The following is a 24,771-nucleotide window of genomic DNA, read 5'->3' as shown; positions in this document are numbered from 1 at the left end:
TCTCAGATTAAGCAAATTTCCCCATACTCAATCATCCCAAGCTACCGATAGGACCTTCCCGGAAATTGCATGAATCTGATAGACCACTTCATTCCGGTCCGCGTCCGTATCCAGCTCCAGCTCGACTAAGTAATAGCCGCCTTGCTCCGATTCGACGAAATCAACGTCCTCCACCTCAACCGGCACCTTGGCATTCAGCTGCTTCAGCGCGATATTTACAGCTTGCTGAGATGTCAGCCATACCGATTTTTTCGGCTCAGGTTTCGGCTTTGCCTGAGGCGCTGGCTGCGGCTGCGGTTTTGGTTGCGGCTTCACGACCGGTTTTTCTACAGGCTTTGGAGCAGGTTCAGGTATCGACTTCTGCTGCTCCCCTGATTTCGGCAACGGCACCGCGGCAGGTTTCTCCACAGAGGCAGCCGGCGTTTCCTTAGCATTTTTCGCATCTTTCGTCTCAGGTTTAACCGCCAATTCCGGCTCCGCTTCTTTCAGTAAAGTAAGTGCCAAAACCTTGCCTGTCTTATGATCGACCGTCGCACTGTATAACGCGCCGTTCCTGCGTATTTCCGCGTCATAGCCGTCAGTCCCGTCCGTCAGCTGTTCGACTGAGCCTTGATACATCGACTCTAGACTCCTCTTCACTACATCTTTCGGCACCACATCCTGCTGCATGATTTGCTTGATATACCAGGTGCTTCCCGCTACAATCACTACAGTCAATAAAATGGGAAACACCCACGGCTTCTTCCACCAACTCATCCTCCGTCACCTCATTTCCTTCCATTATATACCGACATCATTACAATCCGCTGAGAATCATCGAGGCAGAATAATTCGCATCGTCGTCCCTTCCCCGCGAACACTTTCCACCTGCAGTTCTGATCGTATACCATCTGCCAACTCTTTCGCGATCGCGAGTCCCAGGCCCGTTCCGCCTGTTTTGCGGGCGCGGTCTTCCTGCACGCGATAAAATCGGTCTAATAGATGCGGTAAATGCTTTGCTTCGATGCCTTCGCCGTGATCCTGCACTTCAATCACAACCGCCCGCTCTTCCTGCCAGGCACGTACAGTAATTTCTCCATCACTATATTTTCTCGCATTATCCAATAAAATGAACAACAATTGCTTTAACCGTTTATCATCCGTCGAAACCGGCAGCCTGCCAGCCTCCGTGAACGTGATTGTCCGCCCGGAAGCGACACGCAGCGGCTCTACCGTTTCTTTGACAATCTGCGTCACATCGGCCTGCGCAAACGTGAAAGCCAGCGGATCCTTGCTTTTCGCCATCTGCAGCATCTGCTCGATTAGCTCTTTCATCCGTGCTGTTTCATTGAGAATCGCCGTCAGCGCTTCATCCGCCACCTGCTTATTATCGAAACCCTGCCGTTTCAGCAGGCGTCCGTATCCTTCCATAATCGTCAGCGGCGTCTTTAACTCATGGGAAGCATTCGACACGAACTTCTCCTGCTTGTGATAATTCTGCTCCAGTTGCTCCATCATCTCGTTAAACGTCTGGCTCATTTCAGCGAGCTCATCTTTACCACCGGACGCTGCAAGCTTCTCATATTTCCCAGATCTCCTGCTTGCGCTCATCGTCGCAATCAGCTTATGGATTGGCTGCGTCACCACTTTACCGAGCGTCATACTCGACAGCGTAATGGGAATCATCGCGAGAAGTGTCACACCGAGCAGGATGAATTTCAGCAAATGAAGGCTGCGGCTTGAATCTCGCAAAATTTGAGCCATCTCGATAGAAGCGACTTCCCCGTCCAGCCAGATCACCGGCACTTTGGTCATCATCACCGCCACACCGTTGACTTCGCCGATCGAATACTCATCATCGTCAAATGTCAGCTCATAATTTTCAAGTTCTTTCGTCGAAACCAACGTCTTGATCTCTTTACCTTTTTCATCCGTCACACGCAGCATACTTTCCGGATTCATGTAGGTCCGCAAGACATCGCTGACTTCCTTCTTATCATGCACACGGCTCAGGCCTTCCGTCAGCTCCTTCGACCGATGGATCAGCTGTTGGTATTCCGTCGTATAAGCGAGCTGCTTAAAGATCACATAAATCCCGCTGTTGCTAAGCGCCAGAATGAACAGCATCAGCACCGTCGAAAACAGATGAATCTTCGTCTTAAGCTTCATGCACCGGCTCCTTCAGCACATAGCCGACACCACGCACGGTATGAATGTGGGACGCCTCGCCGTCATCAATCTTCTTGCGCACATAGCGGATATAGACATCGACGACATTCGTATCGCCGAAATAATCATAGCCCCACACCGCGTCCAGCAACTGCTCACGCGACAGCACCTGATTCGGATGCTTCAATAAATGCTGCAGCAAATCAAATTCCCGAGGCGTCAGTTCGATCGACCGCCCCCCGCAATGCACTTCACGCGACAGCTGATGCAGCGACAAATCGCCAAATGTCAGCAGATCTGGATCTGCGGCTTCCGCAGGCTCATGCCCCGAAATCCGAAGCGCTGTACGGATTCTCGCGAGCAGCTCCTCTATCTCAAACGGCTTCGTAATATAATCATTTGCGCCAAGATCCAGCCCTATCACCTTATCTTCGACATCATTTTTCGCAGTCAATAAAAGGACAGGCGTATGCTCGTCGTGGGAACGGATCCTGCGCAGCACATCGAGTCCGTTCAGGCCGGGCAACATAAGATCCAGCAGCACCAGATCCCATTTCTCTTCCCGAAATAAAATCAAGCCATCCGTACCGGTATGCGCCACTCCTGTCTCATACTTCTCAAATTCCAGCTCCAGCTGCAATACACGCGCGATGCTTTCTTCGTCTTCTACGATCAAAATACGCTCTGTCATGAAAATTCACCTATCTGTCCCTAGTCTTTGTGTTTATATTAACAGATTGGCAGCAAATCGCCTTATGGAATCTTTCAGAACCCAATAAAAACAGATCTTTTTACGTAAAAAAAAGACCTCCAGAGGAAGTCTTTACTCTTACAATATAAACTTATCAATCTTCAGCACAAGCTCCGCAATTTCCGGCTTACTTACCTGATCGTCCGCCCCGACGCTGAGACCTTTATGTTTCAGGTCGTCCGTGATGAGAGAGGAGAAAATAATGATCGGTAGTCCCGCAAGCTTAGGATTCTCACGGATTCTCTTCGTGAAGTGATGGCCGTCCATTTGCGGCATTTCGATATCCGTAATGACAAGCTGTACTTCTTGCTTCACATCGAGACCTTCATTCGCGATACTTTCCAGATAATCATACGCATCTTTCCCGTTCTCGTAGAAATCCAGATTGCCATAGCCCGCTTCCGTCAACGTATCATTCAACAATTTACGCAATAACGGGGAATCTTCCGCGATTAATAGACGCTTATCCGAACGCTCCCGCTTACCAAGTTTCTTCACTTGGTCGACGTTAATACCGCCTTCCGGATTGATATCGACAATAATCTTCTCAAAATCAAGCAACAGCAGCATATCGCCGTCCAATTTGATAACGCCAATGACTTGAGAATTCTCTGCCGCGTAAATTCCTGAAGGTTTCTCGATTTGATTCCAAGAAATCCGGTGAATCTGTGTGACGTTGTGCACTTTGAACACGACCGTCTGTTTATTAAATGAAGCCACAATATATTTTTCATCTTGCGGATTAGCTGAAGGCGCCATCCCCAAGATTTTTTCCATACTAACAACCGGCAGCACTTCGCCGCGCAGTTGAATGATTCCTTCCACCGCAAAATGCGCATGGGGAATCGGCGTAATCGGTAAAGGCATAATAATTTCTTTCACTTTGATGACGTTGATACCGTAACGATTGCCTCCCATTTCAAACCCGACAATCTCCAGCTCATTCGTTCCGCTTTCCAATAAAATACCTGAATCGTTCGCCAACTTCTTCCACCCTCTCAGACGATATCGTCTATCTATCTATCAAACATTAACAGTAGCAAAAATCATTTGGTGCCATAGGACTACTATACCATAATGACAGCCCATCAATCTATGACAATACAAAGAAATCTGGCGGCTGCTTTATTTGGCTCAAGACTTGTTGACTGACGCCAATCGGTTAGATTTATAGGTGGCTGCAATCCACTCTAGCAGCTGTTCACTGGTCATCGGTCTCGCATAGTAGAAACCTTGGAATAGTAAGTCCGGCTGCAGATCCAGCAAGAAATCTACCTGCTCTTTCGTCTCCACGCCTTCGATAATCAGCTGAAGCTCCATCGACCGCCCGATGGCTAGAATCGCGTTCAACACCGCGCACTCTTTCGGCGATGCCGGCACGACGTCGGTAAACGACTTGTCGATCTTCAGTGTCGTAATCGGCAACTGCTGCAAATAGGACAGTGAAGAAACACCCGTTCCGAAATCATCGAGCGCGACTGCAAATCCGTAGCGTTTGAATCGTTTCACCGCAACCGTTGCGAGCGTAATTGATTTCGCAGTACTGGTTTCCGTGATCTCCAGCTCAATCCGGCTTGGATCGATACTGTAGGAATTGGTCTCATTCCATAAAACGTCCAGCAGATGCGGTTCGGTCATATATTCACCTGGTATATTGATGGCAACTTGCGGAATATGGACACCTTGCTGATCCCATTTATGAATCTGTCTGCACACTTCACGGATAATCCAGTCCGTCACCTCGCCCATCCGACCCTCATGCTCGAGAAAAGGCACGAACATAGCGGGAGAGATCGGACCAATTTCCGGATGGTTCCACCTAAGGAGTGCTTCTACGCCAATGAATGCTTCCGTTCGTCCTTCAACTTTCGGCTGATAGACAAGATACAAATGCTTTTCTTTCATCGCCTGCGAAATGTCGCGCAGCACTTCCTGTTCATAGGAGGTGCCGTAAATGGCCGGATCGAATGTGATCAATCCCCAATCACGCGTCGTGGATGCTTGCTCGACGACCATCAAAGCTTCCTTATACAGTTGTTTTTTCGTTTTACGCTGATCGGCTTTTGAAAGGGCGCAAGTATAGCGCATCTCCTGCCTCTTGATTGGCAGCAATTGATCGATCTCACGCTGAATGACGACTAGACTTTTATAGAAGTCTGCAGATCGGTTTCCCTGTGTCACACTGAATAAGTAGCGATTTCCGCTGACCCGGTAGAGCTGTGCAAATTTCGGTTTCCAACTCGATAATAACTCTCCAATTTGCTGAAGAATTTTATCCCCCGTTTCATAGCCGTACAGCTGATTAACCCGCTGCAAATCCGGAAAATTCCAAATCGCCAAATCACCGATCGCCACATCATCCGTAAGCTGCCGCTCCCAGTTTCGCCGGTTTGGCAGCTTCGTCAGTACGTCGTAATACTTCAGCCAATGGTCGACATAACCGTCAATATACGTCGTCAGCAGCATCCCCACCAGCAACAGACCGACCCCGACACCAATAATGGAATTCAGCACATGCATATGGGAAATCGACGGATCCGCGAGAGGCTGTCCAATTTCTGTATAGTACGTCATGCTGAACAGTCCAAGATAATGCATGACTGCAGGACCGATCGTCAGGCAGACTGTCGCCAACAACCGATTCACCTTCGTGCGATCCGGATTACTGATGAGACGCAATGTGAAATACGCAAATAGCCCCCCGATGATATTACCCGTGATCAACAGCTTCCAGTCATAGCGGTAGATTGCGTCCATCTTCATCGCTTCCATGCCGATAATATGCATGGCCGTCATGCCTTCTGCAATAAGGATAGCCGCAATCGTATGGCGCCAGCAAGACTTCATCGGACCCTGCACCAGCTGGAACGCCAGGAACGCCGCGATAATCGCAGGCAGCATGGAAACGAAACTAATCGTATAGTCGAAATGCATTTCTATTGGAATCACCATCGAGTTCATGGAGACGAAATGCGTAGCCCAAATTCCGAAGCCCATCGAAAATGAAGCCAGCACGAGCCATACTTCACGCCGGAAGAAACTCGGCTGCTGCATGCGGTTATAAAGAGCAATCGTCGTATAAGAAGAAAAACAGATGATGAGAAACGAGAGCAGGATGATGATGAGTGAATAGGTCCCCGCTACTTCTGTGTATTTCTGGTAGTCTGGTGGTGTAAACAATCTGCCCACCTCCTCAAACCCGTGACCAAGGGGAAATATATGGTATGTAGTAATTCAAAATGCTTATTCTCGTTTAATAATTAGAAAGTAAGTATAGTATACATTATTTCCTATTCTTCTATTCTAGTCAATGAAATTCGAGGGATTTCGCCGTTCAAAAAAGGAGTGTTCGACTATTTACGGTTTATTATCCATAACATGTTAAACTGTAATCATATTGGCCCTATGGCAGAATACGGTAAAATAATATGGGAACAGGAGAGGATCTGCATGCCAGTCTACAACAAGCTCGTCCGCGATTTGATTCCGGACATTATCGAACGCGACGGCAAGACGTGCGTGACGCGCATATTGGACGAATCAGCCTACATAGCGGAAGTAAACAAGAAGATGTACGAGGAACTGAAGGAATATGAAGAAGCCAATACAGCCGAAGAACATGTGGAAGAACTATCCGACCTATTGGAGCTGATCTATGCAGCTGCCCAGTTCAACGGCGTCACGATAGAGGAACTCGAAACAGTCCGTCAAGAGAAAGCCAAGAAACGCGGAGCTTTTAATGAAAGAATCTATTTAGAAGAAGTACTGGATGACTAAACTGCGCCTGCTGACGCGAAACTTGCTTGAGGACTTGAAGAAACTGACTGCAGAAGCCGACACGATTTACTGGATGACAGATTTTCTCATGAAATCGGGCGTCAAGGAAGTGCTGCCTGTTTTGCGGGAAGCTGCCCTGCGCGGTGCTGAAATCAAGATCCTGACAGGCGACTATCTGTCTATCACGCAGCCGGGGGCACTTGACTACAGCCAGCTAAAGTGGCGCAACAACCGCTACGACGAAGAAGAACTATTGCGGCTGCAAATGCGAGAAAGCCCGTACGGTTCACTTCAATAAGCCATTCTCTGTGTTCAGCAAGCACTCCCTTCTCCAGCTCACTCAATTCCCCGGCATGCTCCAGCATCACAGGATACGTCTTAAACTCCTCAACGTCCTGAACACTCCTTACGCATCCTTTAGCACTTTTCAATTCAGCATATTGCATACATACGTTCCACTATAATAACTCCCCTACTAAACTACCTATCATGTTAAAATCTCAATAGACAATACAAACAAAAACATAAAACTAAGGGGAGCTTTCATTGACAAACCAAAATCTAAAAGATGAATTCAGAACATGGATGCGAAAACAAATCAATAACAATAATGTACCATTTCAAAAAAGTACGATTTCTTCGTATATCAACAGTCTTACACACACTCCCCCTAAACTTGATACCGGCGGGCAGGTTCTACCTGATCTCTACACGATATCCAACCCGGGTCAGTTCAAGGACATAAAAGACTTGATGGAGAACGCTCCAAATTACGAAGCTATCAATAAGCTTATGGGAAACAAGGCACTTTATTATGGCTCAGAATTCTATCTGAAATTCCTAAAAGAACGCGCTGGGAAAAACAGCGGCACATCTGCTGTCACAAAACCGCCAGCTGTCCATTCTGCCGCCAACGGTGACAACATCATCCTGTTCGGACCGCCGGGGACCGGGAAAACCTATAGTACGACGGCCTGGGCAGTGGCGAAGGTCGAAGAGAAGGATGTTTCGGACGTACAGTCGGAAATCGATCAGGGCGGCTATGATACTGTGCGTGAACGATTCGAAGAATACCGGGAAAATGGGCGCATTGCGTTTACTACCTTCCATCAATCCTACGGCTACGAGGAATTCATTGAAGGGATCAAGCCCATCATGGAATCCGAGATTGAGGACAGTTCGCGGACATTGGAGTATGAGATCAAGGCAGGTGTCTTCAAGCAATTTTGTGAGCGGGCGAAAGCGCCGGTCATACAGGAGCAAAACCATCTTGGAATTCGCGAGAACCCGTCCATTTGGAAAGTTTCCCTGAAAGGCTCCAAATTGCATCATCTGAAACAGGACTGCTTCAACAATAACAGCATACGGATCGGGTGGGATTTATACGGTGAGGAGCCTGACGATACGACCGACTACAGCAGCGCCGGCGGTAAGAAGGTGATTGCCCATTTCATCAATGAAATGCAGATCGGTGATATCGTGCTGACGTTGAAGAACGAGCGCACGATAGACGCCGTCGGAATCATTACTGGCGACTATGAATGGCTGACGGAAGAAAGTGATTACAGAAGGAGCCGGAAGGTCAATTGGCTGCTCAAAGATATTGACCAGGACATTTATGGGATGAATGGCAATACGGTGATGACGCTGGCGTCCGTGTACCGCCTTCACCGGATTACGCTGGAGGATGTGATGAGCATTCTGGAGAAGCACGATAAAAATTCTGCGGATGCGGTCCAGAAGAACCAGGAACAGTTCGTATTCATTATAGATGAAATCAATCGCGGAAATATATCGAAGATCTTCGGCGAGCTGATTACGCTGATCGAGCCGTCTAAACGGCTGGGCCGGCCGGAAGCGATGAAGTTACGGCTCCCCTACTCCCAAAGTGAATTCGGGGTGCCTGACAATGTCACCATTCTGGCCACGATGAACACGGCGGACCGCTCGATTGCCCAGCTCGATACCGCACTGAGACGCCGGTTTCGGTTTATCGAACTGCTGCCTGAACCAGCGTTGCTGCAATCGATCGATTTGGAATCCATCCGGATCGATGCGATGCTTGCCAAGATGAATGAGCGGATTGAAGTGCTCTTTGACCGCGATCATGTAATCGGCCATGCGTTCTTCATGCCGTTGAGGGAGAATCCCGACATGCAGAAGCTGGCGGACATATTCAGACATTCCATCATCCCGTTGCTGCAAGAGTACTTTTACGATGACTGGCAGATGATCCAGCTCGTGCTGGGAGACCATGATAAAGACCCTGCACATCAATTTGTTCAGGAGATTACAGTCGATCCGGCCAAACTCTTCGGTGGCTCTTCCATCGATATCGGAGAAAGGAAGATATACCGCTTACAGGAAGCAGCACTTCTTAAGCCTGCAGCATACAAAGGGATTTATGAATAATATGCAGAATCGTTATACGGTAAAAGAGTTTGATACCTTCACTTGCGGCAAAACCGTTGACCGCTCGGGATTTCATGCGCTCGATCCTTCTACGTTTGGCCAGCTCGAAACGTTCGTACTTGAAAACAGCGGGCTGGATGAGCTGGACGACACTTCCCTGTTTATGACGCTTTCGAACATGAGGGGAATCGGGAAAGTCATTCGTGTGAGGAATTATATCGGGCTGCTGAAGATGAAAGATGGAACGGAAATCGAGATCCTACCGAAAATTCATTCGCCTGAAAAAGAGCATTCGGAAGAAGAAGTCAAACGGATTGCGCTCGATATGCTGAGCAGCCTTCCTGACATTCCGAATAAAAAGGCGAATAAAGCGAATATGGATTTATCGGATGATACGTTGTTGGAGATATTCATCAAGATGTTCATCGATGAGGTGCAATGGCTCGTGAAGCGCGGCTTGAAGAGCACATATGAAGAAGTCGAGGGGAATCAGCCGTTCTTTAAGGGGAAACTGCAGATTTCCCAGCATATCCGTTACAACTTGGCACATAAAGAACGGTTCTATATTACGTATGATCAGCTGAGTGTGAACGGCGTGGAAAACCGGCTGATCAGGGCAGCTTTGCTCAATGCGAGGTCCAAGTCGTCCAACCCGCAGAACAGGAAGTCGATCAATGAGCTGCTGGAGCATTTTCAGGTGGCGGATATAACGGACTACAAGCAGGCGTTCCGCTCGATCGACCATAACCGGAGCACCCAGATGTACGGACAGGCACTGCGATGGTGCAGGGTCTTTCTGGATAATAAGAGCTTTACCGTATTTTCAGGAAGTACGCTGTCGTTTGCGCTCCTGTTCCCGATGGAGAAGGTGTTTGAGAATTATATAAGCCAGCTATTGAAACTTAAGCTGAGGCATTTGCCTGTTAAGTTGCGGACCCAGGACCGCAGATTTTATCTGTTTGATGATCCACGACGTTTTCAGCTGCAGCCGGATATTGTATTGCAGAAGGAAGATCAGTGTATGGTTATGGATACGAAGTGGAAAATTCTGAAGAACAAACCAGACATTAATTTCGGCATTTCTCAGGCGGATATGTATCAGATGTACGCCTACCATCAAAAATATAATGCCGAATGCATCGTCATGATTTATCCGTGGAGTGCGGCTTTTGAGGATCATGCAGCAAATTCTTTTTGTTATCGTTCGGGGGATCAGCGGGTGGTGATTTTACTGTTTCATCTGGGTGAGGTGGAGCGTTCGCTTGCTGATTTGATGGAGATAGTGAATGAATGCTCCATCAACTAACAGTACCCGACTTTTGGATGCCAAATAGACTTTATGGCTATGTAATGAATAAAGGCAGTACTTGTAGTTTATTATCGGCAATATTTTCAGAGAACAATCATGATCCTGGCATTCTTTTCACTAACAGTAATGAAGCTGCATACGATGATGTCATTTTGCACATGTACTTTCTTCAAACTATGTAAATAGCCAGTACACTTCGAATCAAATGGTGTACTGGCTTTCTTTTGCGTTATTAAATTATCTGTTGCACTCAGCAACCAGGTTCGAACAATTTATCTTTTTATAGGTATTCCCGTACCTCTTCCACACTCTTGAAACCCTCATCGCTCATAATTTTCAGCATGATTGCTTTCAGGACAGGTATATCTAGTTCTTGAATTCCAGCGCTTATATCGCGTGGAACTTTCTTGAATTTCGCAATTAATCCTTGGTCAATCATTTCGATTAAACTTGTTCGCATTCCTTTTTCTAGACCTTTCTCTAAACCTTTTTCCATACCTTCTTCTCGCCACATATCAGCTAACGTCATCGCGATTCCGCTCCCTTCTTGAAAGTTCGTTTCTACTTCTTTTAATAGTTCTTTCACATCTCTCTCGGTTAAAATTTTTGCTGTGCTTAATATACACCGAATCATCATTTCAAAATATTCTATTCCTGTCTGACGGTCTTCTAACTCGTTCAAAGAAGCAACAGAACGATAAAAAGACTGCAGTATTTTTTGGTTATCAAAAAGTAACGTAGCCAGTACATCTTAAACCTGATGTGTACTGGCCTTTCTTAGACACTTATAGATTATGCGCATTACTCCTTTTTCCTACACCTGATACATCACCGCCTCCCCCGCTTTCGCATGACCGATATACGCCGGAAATTCCGCTATGCGTTTCTTGCGTTCAAACATGAATTCTTCTTTTCCGTTTTCAGCGGAAGCCATGACTTTCGATACGAGGCGGTCTGCGTTTTGGATGTGGACATCGCGTTCGCCGAATTTCTCTCCGTGGAGACGGAATACGTCTAGTGAGTGTTCAGCAAAGTAGAAGGCGAACCAGTCTTTTGTTTTCGTTTTGATGGCATACAGCTTGATCCTGCCGATGCCGAGTAGATTGGCTTTATGGAGGTGGAGGACTTCTGTTTCATTGGAGTTCACTTTCTTCAATTTTTCCACGCTGTCATGTACCCCGATTTTCCCGTTTGTGAGCGCCCAGTAGATGTTGTGGGAAACCAGACTCATATTCATTTCCACCGCAAATTCAAAAAACTCTCCGACTGTGATATTCATTACGCTTCGCTCCCTTTACTTCTGGTTGGTTTGCTATCACAAAGTTCGACGGTTTCTTTGATGTACGTCACGGTGACTCTGCCGGTCGGACCGTTGCGGTGCTTGGTGATTTCAATTTCCAGCTCATCTCTCGGTGTGGATCTTTTATGGTAATAATCATCTCGATAGAGGAAGGCCACCACGTCTGCATCCTGCTCGATATTTCCCGAGTCACGCAGATCACTCATGAGTGGCCGCTTGTCGTGGCGTTGTTCGACTGCCCTCGATAGTTGCGACAGTACGACGACCGGGCAATTGAACTCCTTGGCCATGTTTTTTAGATCTGCACTGATTTGGCCGATACTCTGCGTTTGGTTGCCTGGATTCCCGTCAGGCCGGATAATCTGCAAGTAGTCGATAAAGATGATAGGCTGTTTATTCGGATTTTCCTTCATGATTTTTCTGGCTGTCGCTTTAATCTGGCTGACCTTTTGAGAAGGTGCCTGTGCATGAAACATTCATGTTTGTTTGAATAAACATGAATGTTTAAACTTTCATGTTTGTTTGGCACACAGGCACCGACTATCCATTTGAACTTTCACGTTTGTTTGGCACACAGGAACTGATTACTAAAAAAATCAATCCTCATACAAAATCCCATACTTTTTTATTTTCTTCACAACTGCTGATTGGCTGATGCCCAGCACCTGAGCCAATTTGCGCGTAGTTCGGTACGTTTGAAGTTTTTCCATAATAATCTTTTTCTCAATTTCCTCCAAAGTCGCTTTCAACGAATAATGTTCGCTTAGATCGGGATAATCGACAATGAACGGCAGGCTGCTCCAGCTGATTTCGTCTTGATCTGCTGTGACGACGAGCCGCTCAATCATATTTTCCATTTCTCGAATATTTCCGGGCCACTCATATTGATGGAGCAATTCCACCAACCCCGGCTGAAAATACCGTTCAAGCCCATATTTTCGATTTGTTCGGTTTAGAAATAAATGAGCCAGCTGCTTGATATCTTCCGGACGCTCACGCAAAGGCGGGATATGAATCGGGATAATATTAAGACGATAGTATAAATCTTCCCGAAATGCTTCTTTTAAAATGAGTTCTTCTAAATTTTTATTTGTGGCGGATACAATGCGTACATCAATTTTGATATCTTTTGTTCCACCAATCCGCCGAATTTCAAATTCTTGCAGAACCCGCAATAGCTTAACTTGTAAATCCATCGGCATATCACCGATTTCATCCAAAAACAGGGTGCCGCCGTTTGCCACCTCAAAAAGTCCGGCTTTCCCTTGCTGATTGGCGCCTGTAAAAGCACCTTTTTCATAGCCGAACAACTCCGATTCCAATAAATCACGGGGAATCGCCGAACAATTAATTTTAATGAATGGACGGGTTGCTCTGGAGCTGTTTTCGTGAATGAATTTGACTACAACTTCCTTTCCAACACCTGAATCCCCTAAAATAAGAATGGAAGAATCCACTTTTGCAATTCGGGCTGCCAATTGAAAAACTTTTTTTATTTTCGGGCTGACCGAAATGACATCGTCCGAATGAATAAAAGTCGCTGGATTAGAGGAAATCGGACTTGTAAGATTTTCATTTTTTCGACGCAGCGCAATTGAAAGCAGTACATCCAGTTTCAAGTTGTTCAACTCAGAAATATCCCGTACATTTAAGATAATATATTTCAGATGTCCGTTTTCATCAATTACAGGATTTCCCGTTGCTAAAACTTCGATACCGCGTATGCTAATCACTTCGGTGACAGGCTTTCTCGTTTTGATTATGATTTCCGTGATAGATTTTGATATATATCCTTTTTGGAGCGCTTGCTTGGCTGTTTCTCCAATAAACTCTTCAGCCGAAAATCCAGTGATGCGCTGTGCGGCTTTATTAATTTCAAGACCCTTGCCTTGTGGATTAAACACACATATACCATCAAAACTATTCTGAAATGCTTGTTTATAGATGTCTGCCACCATATCACCCCATATTAGCCAATTGAGTAGCTTTCGAATCAAAGCGTTAATTCTATATTATCTCAAAAGTAAAATAATTAAAATAAAAAGGCAGAATTCTCCAAAGAGACATTCTGCCTTTCGCTATTTTATACACGTTCGAGAATCAGGGCCGTCCCGACACCACCGCCACCGCTAATGGCGACCAGCCCCCGCTTTTTTTCAGTTCTTTCCAATTCGTCTAAAATGGTTGCAATCAGCATGCCCCCTGTACCGCCAAGCGCATGGCCCATTGATATAGCGCCGCCATTGACATTTACCTTTGAAGGATCGATTCTTTCATCATGGATAAATTTTAAGACCGTCGCTGCAAATGCTTCATTATACTCAATTACATCTATATCATCAAAACTCAAATTCGTCTGGTCAAGCACTTTCTTGCAGGCTGCCTGGCCGCCTGTCAGCAAATATGGACTAGCCGAAGTATTGGCGACGCCTATAATTTTTGCACGTGGCTTCATGTTCAACGCCTCTCCAGATTGTTTATTGCCGACGACTACTAACGAAGCGCCATCCGCTAAGGAGGGGGAATTTCCGGGATGATGCAGATGCTCGATTTTACCAAGTGAAGGAAATGCCTCGTAAATTTTATCCTCCGCTTCACCTATCCCATATTTGATGAAGGAAGGTGTAAGTGCAGCTAAACTTTCTACTGTACTATTTTCTCGAATTAATTCATCTTGGTCTAGTAAGAGATTACGATTCTCATCATAAATAGGAATGATCGACGATACAAAATATCCTTTATCTCTTGCATATGCTGAACGCTTTTGAGATTCTACTGCATATTCGTCCAATTCCCTTCTTGAAAAACCTTCTAACGCTGCGATAACGTCAGCTGAAACACCCATTTGTACGAAACCCGTTTTTTTACTTACCTCTGGATCTGCATACCATGCACCTTTATCAGAAAGCATGGGTACGCGGGAAACGGACTCCACACCTCCTGCCAACACAACATTTTCAAATCCCGCCTGCACTTTTGCAGCTGCCATACCGACAGCATCTAAACCTGATGCACAAAAGCGGTTAATTGTAACACCACTCACTGATTCCGGCAGTCCTGCATAGATTGCAGCGATTTTAGCCAAATCCGCCCCTTGATCTTTTACCTGTGTCACACATCCAAGAACAAAGTCCTCAATCAACGTTTTATCGAATGAATGTCGCTCCTCCAGCGCATGCAACAAAGTGGAAATCAGCTGAATTGGCTGGACAGATGCTAAAGAGCCAGATGCTTTACCTGCTCCCCTGGGCGTGCGAATTGCTTCATAAATGTAGGCACCCATGCTGCCCTCTCACTCCTTTTCCGGTCACACCTCTAATTTTATGTGTTCTGGTGAATTTATCACCTGCTGTTTCAAATGATACTTCATTATTTTGCCGACAGGATTACGAGGCAGTTCGTCGAGGAAGAAGACGTATTCAGGTATTTTATATATCGCATAATCATGGTCTTTGAAGTACTGAATTATTTCTTCTATTGTCAGCAAACTATCGTGATCTTTTAAAACGATACAAGCACAGGCTTTTTCACCCATACGTTTATCAGGGAGACCGACAATCGAAACTTCCGCCACCTTGGGATGTGTTTGAAGTAAATATTCTACTTCTGCCGGGCTAATATTGACACCGCCCCGGATGATGATTTCCTTTGTTCTGCCGACGAAGCGGTAAAACTTCTGCTCTCCTTCTTTTTCAATGATTTCAAATAGATCACCCGTGCAGAAGTATCCTTCTTCATCAAAAACTTCATTACGGATGTCCTCTTGTCCCCAATAGCCTGGAAATACACTGGCCCCTTTAATACGCATTTCACCAGGTATATCACTTTCTGTTATTACGGATCCAGTTTCCACATCTACCAGCTTACTTTCAAAGTAATGAGCAATTCTGGTAGTCCATTCCAGCCCTTTTACTCCTAGACGCGGAAAGTAATTGGCACGCTGTTCCGGATCCGGAATATCACGCGGGTCACTAATGAATGTAGCCCCTTCATTTGAACCGAAATAATTAATGATGGAGATATCAAATTTTTCTTTCCATCCTTTTACCATCCAGGGGGATAGCGGAGTAGAACCTGATCCGATTGCCCGCAGCGATGAAAAGTCTGCAATTTTTAGGATCTCTTCATTATTCAACATTCCATTCAGCAAAGCTGGAGGCGCTAAAGTATAGGTAGCGCGGTCTGAAGCAATTTGGCGCAAGAACGTCTGTAGATCGAAAGGATGGTGCATGATCAATGTGCAGTTTGTAAGTAACCAAGGGACGAACATGCCCGCAATTCCGGCCATATTGACCATCGGGAATGTATTCAGCAGAACCTCGTCTTCTGTAAATGCAGCGGCATCTACAGACGCATACGAAGAGATGATCCACTCATTATGCGTACGCGGTACGCCTTTAGGTGTTCCTTCAGTTCCGGATGTCCAGCAAATTGTAAACACATCATTCGCAGTATTTTCTGTAGCAGTGCAGATTTCTTCCGCTTTTTGACGATCTTTTTCGGACATGTTGATAGTATTTAATGAAATCACACCTTCAGGCACATGGTCTCCCCAAGCAAAAATATGTTCCAAGGAAGAAACTTCTGGTTTTACATCCACAAAGTCTTGTGCAGTATGATGCTTTAAAATATTCGTCATGGTGATTACGGCTTTTGCTTCTGTAAAATTTAAAAGGCTCCTGTATTCATGCTTTCTATACTGAACAGGAAACGGTGTCGCAATAGCACCGATTCGAAGGATTGCTAAATATGTTAGAAGCATTTCAACCGTGTTTGGCAACTGAATGCCGATAACGTCGTCTTTGCGAATACCATTCTTCAGAAAGTAAATCGATAGGGTTTCAACTTGCTCTAAGAGTTCTTCATACGTGTACTGCAGCGGAACTCCTGAGCAAATCGCTTCCCTATTTAGTGGATCAGCGGCTGCAAGGGCTTTCGGTTTATTTTTGACGTTCCTCAGAAATAATTCATATAATGTTTCCGTTCCCCAAAATCCTTTTGCTGTATACTCATCGATCTTTGTTTGATCTGCCAATATCATATTTTCGCCCCCTCGTTTTTAAAAGCTTGATCTATTCATTGTATGGATTAAACTTCTGAACCGAAGAAGTTTTCCCCTGAAATCCAAGTTGCATGGAAACCCATAGGTACACGGTGCGGCAGTGCAATTCTGGCAACGGGACCTAAATCGAACTGCTGAGCATCTAAAATTACTAGCTCGGATTTATCCGTAACCTCATTATGTGTATAACAAACCACATAACCTTCATCCTCAGACTGTGCCTGTTTCTTAGGTGCAAACGCAGCTTCTGAACCAAAAAAATGCTCATCAAATAGAAACTTTTGGGATTGGCCGGTCCATGTGTCGTACTTCACTAATCCCGTGAATTTCAAGGTATGGGAAGAATCGATATGCACGTTGTAAGAATAACGGCCTTTGCGTCCCATATAGTGCAAGTTGATGACAGGGAATTCAGTATTCATATCATCCAATTCACCTTCTTTAACAGCACCTGTCTTTAGATTCAAACGCCAGTAGTGGAGCTTTGCATTCAATTGTAAGAACTGCATCATTCTTTCAATGTCACTCTCGGTTGAACGTTTGGGCGGCTCAGGCTGATCAACACGACAGCCGACCAGCACAATTTCATCGCCATCTTCCCATGCGTTAATAGAATGGTAAATATAGCAAGGATCTGCCTCAAACCAGCGAATTTCATTGGAATTCCCATGACGTGGAATAACACCGAAACGGCTGGGAATATTCTGATGAAATTCCACTTTATAGCGTCCCTTTTTCAATGCTTCCGTATTCGCAAATAGAGGTAAATCCATCAGAACCGAATACTTTTCAGTTATCCACATATCGTGTGGGTTACGCGGGCCAGGTAAATCGATTGGTACACTGTGCACGTCTTTTCCGTCTGCTGAGACCACCCCGTACATCATATAAGGATAGGAATTTCCATAATCGAAGAATATGAATTCGCCTGTATTTTCGTCTACTTTCGAATGTGCGGAAACATGTACTTTTAATTGGTTATTAAAATTTTCCACACCGACCGTTTCCAATGTTTTTGCATCAATCCGATAAGGTTCCCCTGACTTATACCAAAGGCTCAAAAGATTATTATTGTGGTAGACAACATCTGTATTGGATGTGTTTTTCAATGGTTCAAATTCAGGATTTTTTGCTATATTATCCCGAAGACCCACCCATTCAGATTGCTTTGTTTTGTCTTCGTACTCATAGCCTTTTGTGTGTACATAGCGGTTTCTGTAACTGACCTTCCCATCTTTAAAATAGACCGCATGCAGCATACCGTCTCCATCAAACCAATGGTGGCGGCCCGTTGGTTCATACTTTGGATTCGGACCGTTACGAACATACACACCGCTGAAATCAAAAGGGATTTCTCCTTCAATGACCGGCAGTTCCTCAACGAAGAGCTCTTCTTTTGTAGGTGAATATAAATTATCTTGTAAATAAGGATTTATTTCAGTCTGTATTTTAGTCATTTGATTTCCTCCTTTAGCATGTTCCAATAGTTTTTTTGGCTTAAACGCTTTTGCGCTTCTTGATACTGTTCTTCCAACTGCGCAATAATGTCGGCAGCCGGTTGAATGTTTGTTACCGATTCAATGCCGTGTCCTGCTGACCAAATATTTTTCCATGCTTTTGTACCGGCTTGAGGATCACTAAAATTAATAGTTGCTTTCGGTTTTAACTTTTCCGGGTCAAGTCCCGCTTTTTCAATACTGGGACGAAGCATATTTGCATGAACGCCTGTAAATGCATCCGTCATGACGATATCATCGAATTCCGCTTCCACAACCATTTCTTTATATTCCACTTGCGCCATACTTTCTGACGTGGAAATGAAGGAGGTTCCCATATAAGCTAAATCTGCGCCAAGTGATTGGGCCGCAAGAATTCCGTTTCCTGTAGAAATTCCTCCCGCCAATATAATAAGGCCATCAAAGAATTGTCGAACTGCTTCCACGAATGCAAAACTGTTCATATTCCCTGTATGTCCTCCAGCGCCGGAACTCACGAGGATCAGACCATCAACCCCTGTCTGAGCGGACTTTTTGGCGAACTTCACCGAATTCACATCGGCAAATACAAGCCCGCCATAACTATGCACAGCTTCAATGACTGTAGATGGACTTCCTAACGCCGTAATCACAATTTGCGGCTGATAGCGTAAAATTAATTCCACTTCTTCTGGCAATCGGCTATACGTACGATGGGTAACCATATTGAGTGCCCAAGGAGCTGTTTTTTGACCCGACCCTGCATGTTCTTCTAATGAAGTGGTAATTTGAATCATCCACTCTTCTAATTGTTCAATCGTTCTTGCATTCGGTGCAGGAAAAGAACCAATGACCCCATTCCTGCAACAAGCCGTGACCAGCTCCGGATTAGATACCAGAAACATCGGTGCTGCGATGACCGGCAAAACCATTTGGTCTGATAGCGCCTTCAAAACATCTTCTTTTTTCCCCATTCAAATCCCTCCAAATAAAAGACTCTCCCTAAATGCACCTTCACTAGTGTGCTAATCTATATTGCAAGTATCATGCCAATTTGAAAGATGCATAGGAATCAATGAAAGCAAGGTTTTTTGATTCCGAAAGTAATCAAAAGGCAAAAAAATGATTAGAAAGGTAATCAGAAATTTTCGTTCTCCTTCTCTCTCCCCTTGCCAACACGGAAATTGAATGTGGTATGAAACTTGCATATGTAGTAGAGGAGGATGGAAATGAAAATAGAAAGGTGGAAGTGTATATGTTATTTTATATTCGTGTCTCCGTGCAGCAAAAAGAATTATCGCCTGAGGAATTATGGGCTTTATGGGAGAAAGAAATTGCCGTCGGTAGTAAAGCACTCCAAGCAGACAAAATTGTCAGTGCCTATAAAGTGGCAGGCAGCAAAGAAGTCATTTTAATTTATGATGCAGATTCACACGATGAGTTAGATCGGGTATTCACAGCCCAGCTACCATTGGCAGATTATATAACAATAGAAGAAATGACACCCGTTCGTCCATATTTGGATTTTGGAGAAGACGTAAAAAAACGTTGGAAAAATTAATGTTACAGAAAGAGAGTTGACTTGAATGAAAGTAGATAAAATTACATTCCTAAGTGAAGGCATTACGTGCAGGGGGCTTTTATATCGACCAGATGGAGATGAAAACACATCCTTTCCAGCCGTAGTTATGGCACATGGATTTAGTTTGGTAAAAGAAGTATTTTTACCGGGATATGCCAAAAGATTTGCAGAGTCGGGTTTAGCAGTTCTCGTCTTTGACTACCGGAATTTCGGTGAGAGCGAAGGAGAAAATCGTCAGCACATGGATCCGTTGATGCAAATTGAAGACTATCGTAATGCGATTTCATGGATGGCGTCGCAGGAGTTTATTGATTCTGATCAAATCGGTATTTGGGGAAGCTCTTATAGCGGAGGCCATGTATTGCAAGTGGGTGCAATCGACCGTCGTGTAAAGGCAATCGTCTCACAGGTTCCGACAATTCGCGGTCGTATTGGCATGGAGAAAAAGATGGGTAAAGACAATTTAGACGCCTACACGAAAAAACTGATTGAATACCGGCAAGCACGATACGAAGGTGCACCAATCGAATATATTAAAGTCGTTAGCGAAGATGGGCAAAACTGTGCCCAAACCCATCACGAAGCGTACAATTGGTTTATGAACAAAGCAAAAAAAATTGCACCCACTTGGGAAAACCGGCTGACACTTGAATCAATGGAAAAGTATATGGAGTATTTTCCCGCATCCAACGCCGACCTCATTTCCCCTACACCGTTGCTAATGATTGTGGCGATGGAAGACGGAGTAACGCCGCCAGACCCGGCCATTGATGTGTTTAATGAAAAAATAACTGAACCAAAAAAGTTAGTGAAGCTGCCAAAAGGACACTTTGATTTATACGATGGTGGGACCTTCGAACAGGCACAGCAAGAAGCGGCAGACTGGTTGATCCAACATTTAACGAAGGAGGCACAATAATGAGTGCAGACTATATCAAGCCGAATTTAGAAGAATGGTTGGAGAAGTTCACCTTTGCAACATATACCAAGGTACGGGTTTGCGAAACGGATTTATATACACACGTCAATAATACAAGCTATAGTTTGTATTTTGAACAGGGTCGCGCGGATTATCTAGAGGAATTAGGGTTTTACGAGGAAGATTTAATGTTCGTCGTTGGTGACATTTATTGCCGATTCCACAGTGAAGCGTATGCACGTGAAGAATTAGTGATCAAAGTGCGCACATCCCGCTTCGGCAGCAAATCCTTTACATTGGAAAGCGTCATACAGCGAAAATCTACGGGTGAAGTCATTGCATCGAATTGGACAACCCTCATTATTTTAGATAGTAAAACGAAAAAGTCGATTATCGTTCCAGACTGGGTGAAACAACGAATCAATGACAACGAAAAAGCACCGCAAATTTCTTAATAGGTAATACGTTTACCGGAATAAGTGCAGGGTGGCTTGATTATAATCTTGGAGACAGCCGCAATATCATTCACGGAAACTGTTGGTTTGGTATCGACACTCCAGTTCGCTGATGGGCCGCTCTATGCCGGTGACGTTCAACATGCCTGTTCTAATGATGCTGCATAATTGTCAGATCACCTAACTAAATAAATGAATCAGCCCTCCAACAAATGCTGGAGGGCTTGTTGTTCGGAACTTATCTGACCGTTTTCACTGCTTCACTTAAAGGGAAGGGTGCCTGTGCAAGAAACATTCATGATTGTTCGAACAAACATGAATGTTTAAACTTTCACGTTTGTTTGGCACACAGGCACCGACTATCTATTTTGAGGTCGGTGAAAGCACATCCTGCTCTTCCGCCACATTCAATTTCTTTGCTTCTATACGCTGATACACGTTATTAATGACAATCATCAAACAAACGATCGCCACTCCAATCAGTTCAAAGACGTTGATCGTATGGCCTTGGAAAACCCGGATAATAATCGTTGTAATGGGCGCTACATTGATAAACAGAATGGTATTGATCGGCTTCAAAAAGACGACCGCTTGATTCCATACGATAATCGATAATAGGCCGGGGACTAAAATCATGTAGATAATATGATACTTGATCTCGAAAACGGATTTCAACTCTGGTAACGGAATGACATCCACGACACTTAGCACCACAATCACAATCGCTGATGCAAGCGTGCCGTAGATCACACTGAGGGTGGAATAGCGCAGCGCGGACCAATCTGGAAACCGGCTGCCCCCGATCGTATAGAAAGCCCAGCCGACCGCCGATATTAATAGGATGATCAAAGGTATCGAGCGGTTAGCGGCCAATAGCGAGCTGAAGTCCCCTTTCGTTATGACCAAAAGAACTCCAAAGAACGCCCCCACTATAATCATCACGGTAAAGAGATTGATTTTTTGTCGATAGATCAGCCATACTACCAGAATCGCCATGACAGGTGACAACGACTCCATTACCGACGCTAAGACAACCCCTTCACTTCCGAGCAGATTCTGCCCCCAAAAGATAAATAAATTATAAATAGTAAACCCCATAATGCCAAAGAATAAAATACGTCCGAAATTTCCTTCCGACCGAAAAGCGCTTTTGCCCTCAATCAACAGTAACGCCCCGGCGAAGACGAGCGCAATTGGAATATATCTGACCAACGCAAAATAAAATGGATCCATATGCAGCAACGCATCTTCTGCAATTGGATACATTGAGCCCCAAGAAGCACTTGCCAGAATCGCAAGAAACGCCCCCAATAATAATTTTTTCTTCACTGTAACTCAACTCCATTCTATATCTAACGATTTCCATATCATACAGGCAAAAGATGCAAATCTGTTCGCTACAAGATTATCGCTCCATTCCCACGAAACGATACTCTTTTTCCAATTTAAATAGTAAAAAAGCATTTCCGAAGCATCCAATAAAATGGAATTATACTTCTCTTCGAAAATACTTTGGTTTTTCTGACTGCCTACTGTCGACTGGTTAGCAGTCCGGTGAGGCATGCCCTCGGTAATTAAGCTAAGCCCCCGCCGTCTACAACCAATGCACTACCTGTAACCCAGCCGGATAAATCGCTAGCCAAGAAAAGCACAGATTTTGCGATATCATCCGGCGTCCCAATACGTGCTAGCGGACGGTCTACGCCTGATGATGCTAAAAATGCCTCTTCATCTACATTTAATTGCTTTGCTTCACCGCGCAATAGCGGCGTATCTGTATCTCCCGGATTGATACTGTTCACCCGTATCTTAGACGGTCCGTGATCAATCGCCATCGCACGTGTCAGGTTGACAACTCCCGCTTTCGCCGCACAATAGCTCGCCGAATTGTCTCCACCTTTAAGTCCCCATCCTGAACCTGTATTGATGATGCTGCCGCCACCCGACTTCTCCATGACCGGTATGACGTACTTAGATAGAAGGAAAACTCCTTTAAGCGATACATCGACTACTCGATCCCACTCGTCTAAAGTATGCTCAACGACTGTTTTACGTGTTATGATACCCGCATTATTGAATAATACGTCGATGCGGTCAAAGGCTTTGACGATTTCTGAGGTCGCTACTTTACAATCTTCTTCATTGGAGACGTCACATTTCAGGCCGATAACATGTGCTCCGCCATCGCCCAGCTCTTTCGCCTTTTCTTTCACCAGTGATTCATTGATATCAAGGATCGCTACCTTCATTCCCACTTTTGTGAATAGCTGAGCCGTCGCGAAACCAATTCCTGAGGCACCCCCGGTAATTACGGCTACCTTTCCTTCTACATTCAACAGTTCACTTGTAATATTCTCCATTTCTTCATCCTCCTTGTGTTGTAAATGATGCTTTTTGTTTTCTAGTGAAAACGCTCCTCTGTTTCTTTATCGAACAGATGCGCTTTTTTTAAAATGAATTGCAAATGTATTTCAGATTTAGGCATTAACGTTTCATCTCCTGCAATTCTCGCAGTTAACGACTGATCTCCAACAGAAGTATAGACAATTGACTCTGCTACTCCCATCGATAAAGTCAAGCCCGTCTCAACTTTTTCCGCTGTCCTTATCATATCCTCCGGCCGGATACCTAACACTACTTCTTTATTCACCAGACCGTTTTTTCTGTGCTACATCCTTTAGTTTATCCGTCAGAAGCACCTGGTAGTCTCCAGCTGTAAAATAGCCGTCCTGAATCCTTCCATGAATAAAGTTCATGCCCGGCGAACCGATGAAGCTGCCGACAAACATATTGTTCGGATAGTCATAAACTTCTTTCGGTGTGCCCACTTGCTGTACAACACCCTCTTTCATGACGACGAGTCGGCTCGCCATGGTCATCGCTTCTGTTTGATCGTGTGTAACATAAATCGTCGTTGCTTGCAGTTTGCGATGTAATTTCATAATTTCCGCTCTCATTTGCACACGTAATTTTGCGTCCAGGTTGGAAAGTGGTTCATCCATTAAAAACACTTTTGGATTTCGTACAATCGCACGGCCAAGTGCCACACGTTGCCGCTGTCCCCCAGAAAGCAACTTCGGTTTCCGGTCTAAAAGGTTTTCCAATCCTAGAATACTGGCTGCATTATTCACGCGTTCTTTTACTTCTTCTTTAGGAAACTTACGCAATTTCAATCCAAATGCCATGTTTTCAAAAAAATTCATATGTGGATACAGAGCGTAATTTTGAAAAACCATTGCAATATCACGATCTTTTGGCGCCACTTTATTCATCAGATCATCGTCGATATAAAATTCTCTAAGTATTAACAGTGCCTGTGCGCAAAATAAACGTGAAAGTTAAAACATTCATGTTTGTTCAAACAATCATGAATCGAATTACGTTCATCCGCAAGCGAATGGCCGAACGGAAACACGCTGGATGAGCGCCACAGATTACAATGGCACGGGCCTCATAGTCACAAAGACAGAGGCAGATTTCGATTTCAGCGCCTTGTATTATGAAGAAACTGATCTGGAACAGGCAAAGCACACGATTGATTTAAAGAAAAGAGGTTATTTTGCACACAGGCACGCTCAGAG

At 44.8% G+C, this 24,771-nt stretch carries 23 protein-coding genes and 1 pseudogene; 8 read left to right on the top strand and 16 right to left on the bottom strand.

Features of this window, described 5'->3' with window-relative positions:
* Positions 1-27 precede the first annotated feature (27 nt).
* The 5 genes from Q1J64_RS00690 to Q1J64_RS00670 all read right to left on the bottom strand — a co-directional run bounded on the left by Q1J64_RS00690 (position 28) and on the right by Q1J64_RS00670 (position 6,079).
* Complete coding sequence (locus tag Q1J64_RS00690) at positions 28-756, bottom strand: PepSY domain-containing protein (RefSeq protein ID WP_301107171.1); 729 nt, start codon at positions 754-756, stop codon at positions 28-30.
* 57 nt (positions 757-813) lie between these two features.
* Positions 814-2,148 carry a sensor histidine kinase gene (locus Q1J64_RS00685; RefSeq protein WP_301107170.1) on the bottom strand — a complete coding sequence of 445 codons (1,335 nt, stop codon included), beginning with the start codon at positions 2,146-2,148 and terminating at the stop codon, positions 814-816.
* The gene (locus Q1J64_RS00680) at positions 2,138-2,839 is read right to left on the bottom strand and encodes a response regulator transcription factor (protein ID WP_301107169.1); all 702 of its coding nucleotides are present in this window, start codon (positions 2,837-2,839) and stop codon (positions 2,138-2,140) included. Before Q1J64_RS00680 ends, Q1J64_RS00685 begins: the two co-directional genes overlap by 11 nt.
* 138 nt (positions 2,840-2,977) lie before the next feature.
* Positions 2,978-3,883 (bottom strand): chemotaxis protein, encoded by a 906-nt coding sequence (locus Q1J64_RS00675; protein ID WP_301107168.1) that lies wholly within the window; start codon positions 3,881-3,883, stop codon positions 2,978-2,980.
* Positions 3,884-4,033: 150 nt separating this feature from the next.
* Entirely contained in the window at positions 4,034-6,079 is a 2,046-nt protein-coding gene (locus Q1J64_RS00670) for a bifunctional diguanylate cyclase/phosphodiesterase (RefSeq protein ID WP_301107167.1), read from the bottom strand.
* Between the two features lie 270 nt (positions 6,080-6,349).
* Between Q1J64_RS00670 and Q1J64_RS00665 the strand changes: the two genes are divergently transcribed.
* The 4 genes from Q1J64_RS00665 to Q1J64_RS00650 all read left to right on the top strand — a co-directional run bounded on the left by Q1J64_RS00665 (position 6,350) and on the right by Q1J64_RS00650 (position 10,394).
* Positions 6,350-6,676 (top strand): nucleoside triphosphate pyrophosphohydrolase, encoded by a 327-nt coding sequence (locus tag Q1J64_RS00665; RefSeq protein ID WP_301107166.1) that lies wholly within the window; start codon positions 6,350-6,352, stop codon positions 6,674-6,676.
* On the top strand, positions 6,669-6,974 hold the full coding sequence (locus Q1J64_RS00660) for a phospholipase D-like domain-containing protein (protein ID WP_301107165.1): 306 nt from the start codon (positions 6,669-6,671) through the stop codon (positions 6,972-6,974). Before Q1J64_RS00665 ends, Q1J64_RS00660 begins: the two co-directional genes overlap by 8 nt.
* Positions 6,975-7,222: 248 nt before the next feature.
* Entirely contained in the window at positions 7,223-9,088 is a 1,866-nt protein-coding gene (locus Q1J64_RS00655; protein WP_301107164.1) for a DUF8426 domain-containing protein, read from the top strand.
* Position 9,089: 1 nt separating this feature from the next.
* Complete coding sequence (locus Q1J64_RS00650; protein ID WP_301107163.1) at positions 9,090-10,394, top strand: McrC family protein; 1,305 nt, start codon at positions 9,090-9,092, stop codon at positions 10,392-10,394.
* Between the two features lie 283 nt (positions 10,395-10,677).
* Here the strand turns inward: Q1J64_RS00650 and Q1J64_RS00645 are convergent, their stop codons facing one another.
* The 8 genes from Q1J64_RS00645 to Q1J64_RS00610 all read right to left on the bottom strand — a co-directional run bounded on the left by Q1J64_RS00645 (position 10,678) and on the right by Q1J64_RS00610 (position 19,208).
* Positions 10,678-11,079: an RpnC/YadD family protein gene (locus tag Q1J64_RS00645; protein ID WP_301107162.1), complete on the bottom strand. Its 402-nt coding sequence runs from the start codon at positions 11,077-11,079 to the stop codon at positions 10,678-10,680.
* Positions 11,080-11,211: 132 nt separating this feature from the next.
* Positions 11,212-11,676 carry a hypothetical protein gene (locus Q1J64_RS00640; RefSeq protein WP_301107161.1) on the bottom strand — a complete coding sequence of 155 codons (465 nt, stop codon included), beginning with the start codon at positions 11,674-11,676 and terminating at the stop codon, positions 11,212-11,214.
* Positions 11,676-12,173: a DnaB-like helicase C-terminal domain-containing protein gene (locus Q1J64_RS00635; protein WP_301107160.1), complete on the bottom strand. Its 498-nt coding sequence runs from the start codon at positions 12,171-12,173 to the stop codon at positions 11,676-11,678. The genes Q1J64_RS00640 and Q1J64_RS00635 overlap by 1 nt, the downstream gene beginning before the upstream one ends.
* Before the next feature lie 120 nt (positions 12,174-12,293).
* Positions 12,294-13,652 (bottom strand): sigma-54 interaction domain-containing protein, encoded by a 1,359-nt coding sequence (locus Q1J64_RS00630; protein ID WP_301107159.1) that lies wholly within the window; start codon positions 13,650-13,652, stop codon positions 12,294-12,296.
* 128 nt (positions 13,653-13,780) lie between these two features.
* A complete protein-coding gene (locus Q1J64_RS00625) occupies positions 13,781-14,980 on the bottom strand; it encodes an acetyl-CoA C-acyltransferase (protein WP_301107158.1) in 1,200 nt (399 codons plus the stop codon).
* 24 nt (positions 14,981-15,004) lie between these two features.
* The gene (locus Q1J64_RS00620; protein WP_301107157.1) at positions 15,005-16,738 is read right to left on the bottom strand and encodes a class I adenylate-forming enzyme family protein; all 1,734 of its coding nucleotides are present in this window, start codon (positions 16,736-16,738) and stop codon (positions 15,005-15,007) included.
* A gap of 47 nt (positions 16,739-16,785) precedes the next feature.
* Complete coding sequence (locus Q1J64_RS00615; RefSeq protein ID WP_301107156.1) at positions 16,786-18,216, bottom strand: carotenoid oxygenase family protein; 1,431 nt, start codon at positions 18,214-18,216, stop codon at positions 16,786-16,788.
* Complete coding sequence (locus tag Q1J64_RS00610; protein ID WP_301107155.1) at positions 18,213-19,208, bottom strand: NAD(P)H-dependent flavin oxidoreductase; 996 nt, start codon at positions 19,206-19,208, stop codon at positions 18,213-18,215. Before Q1J64_RS00610 ends, Q1J64_RS00615 begins: the two co-directional genes overlap by 4 nt.
* A 281-nt stretch (positions 19,209-19,489) precedes the next feature.
* Here Q1J64_RS00610 and Q1J64_RS00605 point away from each other — a divergent pair, with 281 nt between their 5' ends.
* From Q1J64_RS00605 to Q1J64_RS00595, 3 genes are read left to right on the top strand one after another with little or no spacing between them, the layout of a single operon-like run.
* Positions 19,490-19,795, top strand: a complete 306-nt coding sequence (locus tag Q1J64_RS00605) for a muconolactone Delta-isomerase family protein (protein WP_301107154.1) — start codon at positions 19,490-19,492, stop codon at positions 19,793-19,795.
* A gap of 25 nt (positions 19,796-19,820) precedes the next feature.
* A complete protein-coding gene (locus Q1J64_RS00600; protein ID WP_301107153.1) occupies positions 19,821-20,735 on the top strand; it encodes an alpha/beta hydrolase in 915 nt (304 codons plus the stop codon).
* Positions 20,735-21,190 carry an acyl-CoA thioesterase gene (locus tag Q1J64_RS00595; protein WP_301107152.1) on the top strand — a complete coding sequence of 152 codons (456 nt, stop codon included), beginning with the start codon at positions 20,735-20,737 and terminating at the stop codon, positions 21,188-21,190. Before Q1J64_RS00600 ends, Q1J64_RS00595 begins: the two co-directional genes overlap by 1 nt.
* A gap of 363 nt (positions 21,191-21,553) precedes the next feature.
* Here the strand turns inward: Q1J64_RS00595 and Q1J64_RS00590 are convergent, their stop codons facing one another.
* The 3 genes and pseudogenes from Q1J64_RS00590 to Q1J64_RS00580 all read right to left on the bottom strand — a co-directional run.
* The gene (locus tag Q1J64_RS00590; protein WP_301107151.1) at positions 21,554-22,519 is read right to left on the bottom strand and encodes a DMT family transporter; all 966 of its coding nucleotides are present in this window, start codon (positions 22,517-22,519) and stop codon (positions 21,554-21,556) included.
* A 245-nt stretch (positions 22,520-22,764) separates the two neighbouring features.
* Positions 22,765-23,550: an SDR family NAD(P)-dependent oxidoreductase gene (locus Q1J64_RS00585; protein WP_301107150.1), complete on the bottom strand. Its 786-nt coding sequence runs from the start codon at positions 23,548-23,550 to the stop codon at positions 22,765-22,767.
* A 41-nt stretch (positions 23,551-23,591) separates the two neighbouring features.
* Positions 23,592-24,486 (bottom strand): annotated as a pseudogene (locus tag Q1J64_RS00580) (ABC transporter ATP-binding protein); the annotation flags it as partial.
* A 49-nt stretch (positions 24,487-24,535) separates the two neighbouring features.
* Between Q1J64_RS00580 and Q1J64_RS00575 the strand changes: the two are divergent.
* On the top strand, positions 24,536-24,771 hold a 236-nt coding region (locus tag Q1J64_RS00575), incomplete at its 3' end, for a beta-galactosidase small subunit-related protein (RefSeq protein WP_301107316.1).

The sequence above is a fragment of the Sporosarcina sp. genome, from assembly GCF_029257255.1.
Lineage (GTDB): Bacteria > Bacillota > Bacilli > Bacillales_A > Planococcaceae > Sporosarcina.
Note: the sequence above shows the minus strand (reverse complement) of the source record. Positions and strands in the feature narration are given on the sequence as shown.

Bases quoted from the DNA above. Each gene is read 5' to 3' on its own strand.
- Q1J64_RS00690 (WP_301107171.1), bottom strand. From the start codon at position 756: ATGAGTTGGTGGAAGAAGCCGTGGGTGTTTCCCATTTTATTGACTGTA.
- Q1J64_RS00685 (WP_301107170.1), bottom strand. From the start codon at position 2,148: ATGAAGCTTAAGACGAAGATTCATCTGTTTTCGACGGTGCTGATGCTG.
- Q1J64_RS00680 (WP_301107169.1), bottom strand. From the start codon at position 2,839: ATGACAGAGCGTATTTTGATCGTAGAAGACGAAGAAAGCATCGCGCGT.
- Q1J64_RS00665 (WP_301107166.1), top strand. From the start codon at position 6,350: ATGCCAGTCTACAACAAGCTCGTCCGCGATTTGATTCCGGACATTATC.
- Q1J64_RS00660 (WP_301107165.1), top strand. From the start codon at position 6,669: ATGACTAAACTGCGCCTGCTGACGCGAAACTTGCTTGAGGACTTGAAG.
- Q1J64_RS00650 (WP_301107163.1), top strand. From the start codon at position 9,090: ATGCAGAATCGTTATACGGTAAAAGAGTTTGATACCTTCACTTGCGGC.
- Q1J64_RS00640 (WP_301107161.1), bottom strand. From the start codon at position 11,676: ATGAATATCACAGTCGGAGAGTTTTTTGAATTTGCGGTGGAAATGAAT.
- Q1J64_RS00635 (WP_301107160.1), bottom strand. From the start codon at position 12,173: ATGTTTCATGCACAGGCACCTTCTCAAAAGGTCAGCCAGATTAAAGCG.
- Q1J64_RS00625 (WP_301107158.1), bottom strand. From the start codon at position 14,980: ATGGGTGCCTACATTTATGAAGCAATTCGCACGCCCAGGGGAGCAGGT.
- Q1J64_RS00620 (WP_301107157.1), bottom strand. From the start codon at position 16,738: ATGATATTGGCAGATCAAACAAAGATCGATGAGTATACAGCAAAAGGA.
- Q1J64_RS00615 (WP_301107156.1), bottom strand. From the start codon at position 18,216: ATGACTAAAATACAGACTGAAATAAATCCTTATTTACAAGATAATTTA.
- Q1J64_RS00610 (WP_301107155.1), bottom strand. From the start codon at position 19,208: ATGGGGAAAAAAGAAGATGTTTTGAAGGCGCTATCAGACCAAATGGTT.
- Q1J64_RS00605 (WP_301107154.1), top strand. From the start codon at position 19,490: ATGTTATTTTATATTCGTGTCTCCGTGCAGCAAAAAGAATTATCGCCT.
- Q1J64_RS00600 (WP_301107153.1), top strand. From the start codon at position 19,821: ATGAAAGTAGATAAAATTACATTCCTAAGTGAAGGCATTACGTGCAGG.
- Q1J64_RS00595 (WP_301107152.1), top strand. From the start codon at position 20,735: ATGAGTGCAGACTATATCAAGCCGAATTTAGAAGAATGGTTGGAGAAG.
- Q1J64_RS00585 (WP_301107150.1), bottom strand. From the start codon at position 23,550: ATGGAGAATATTACAAGTGAACTGTTGAATGTAGAAGGAAAGGTAGCC.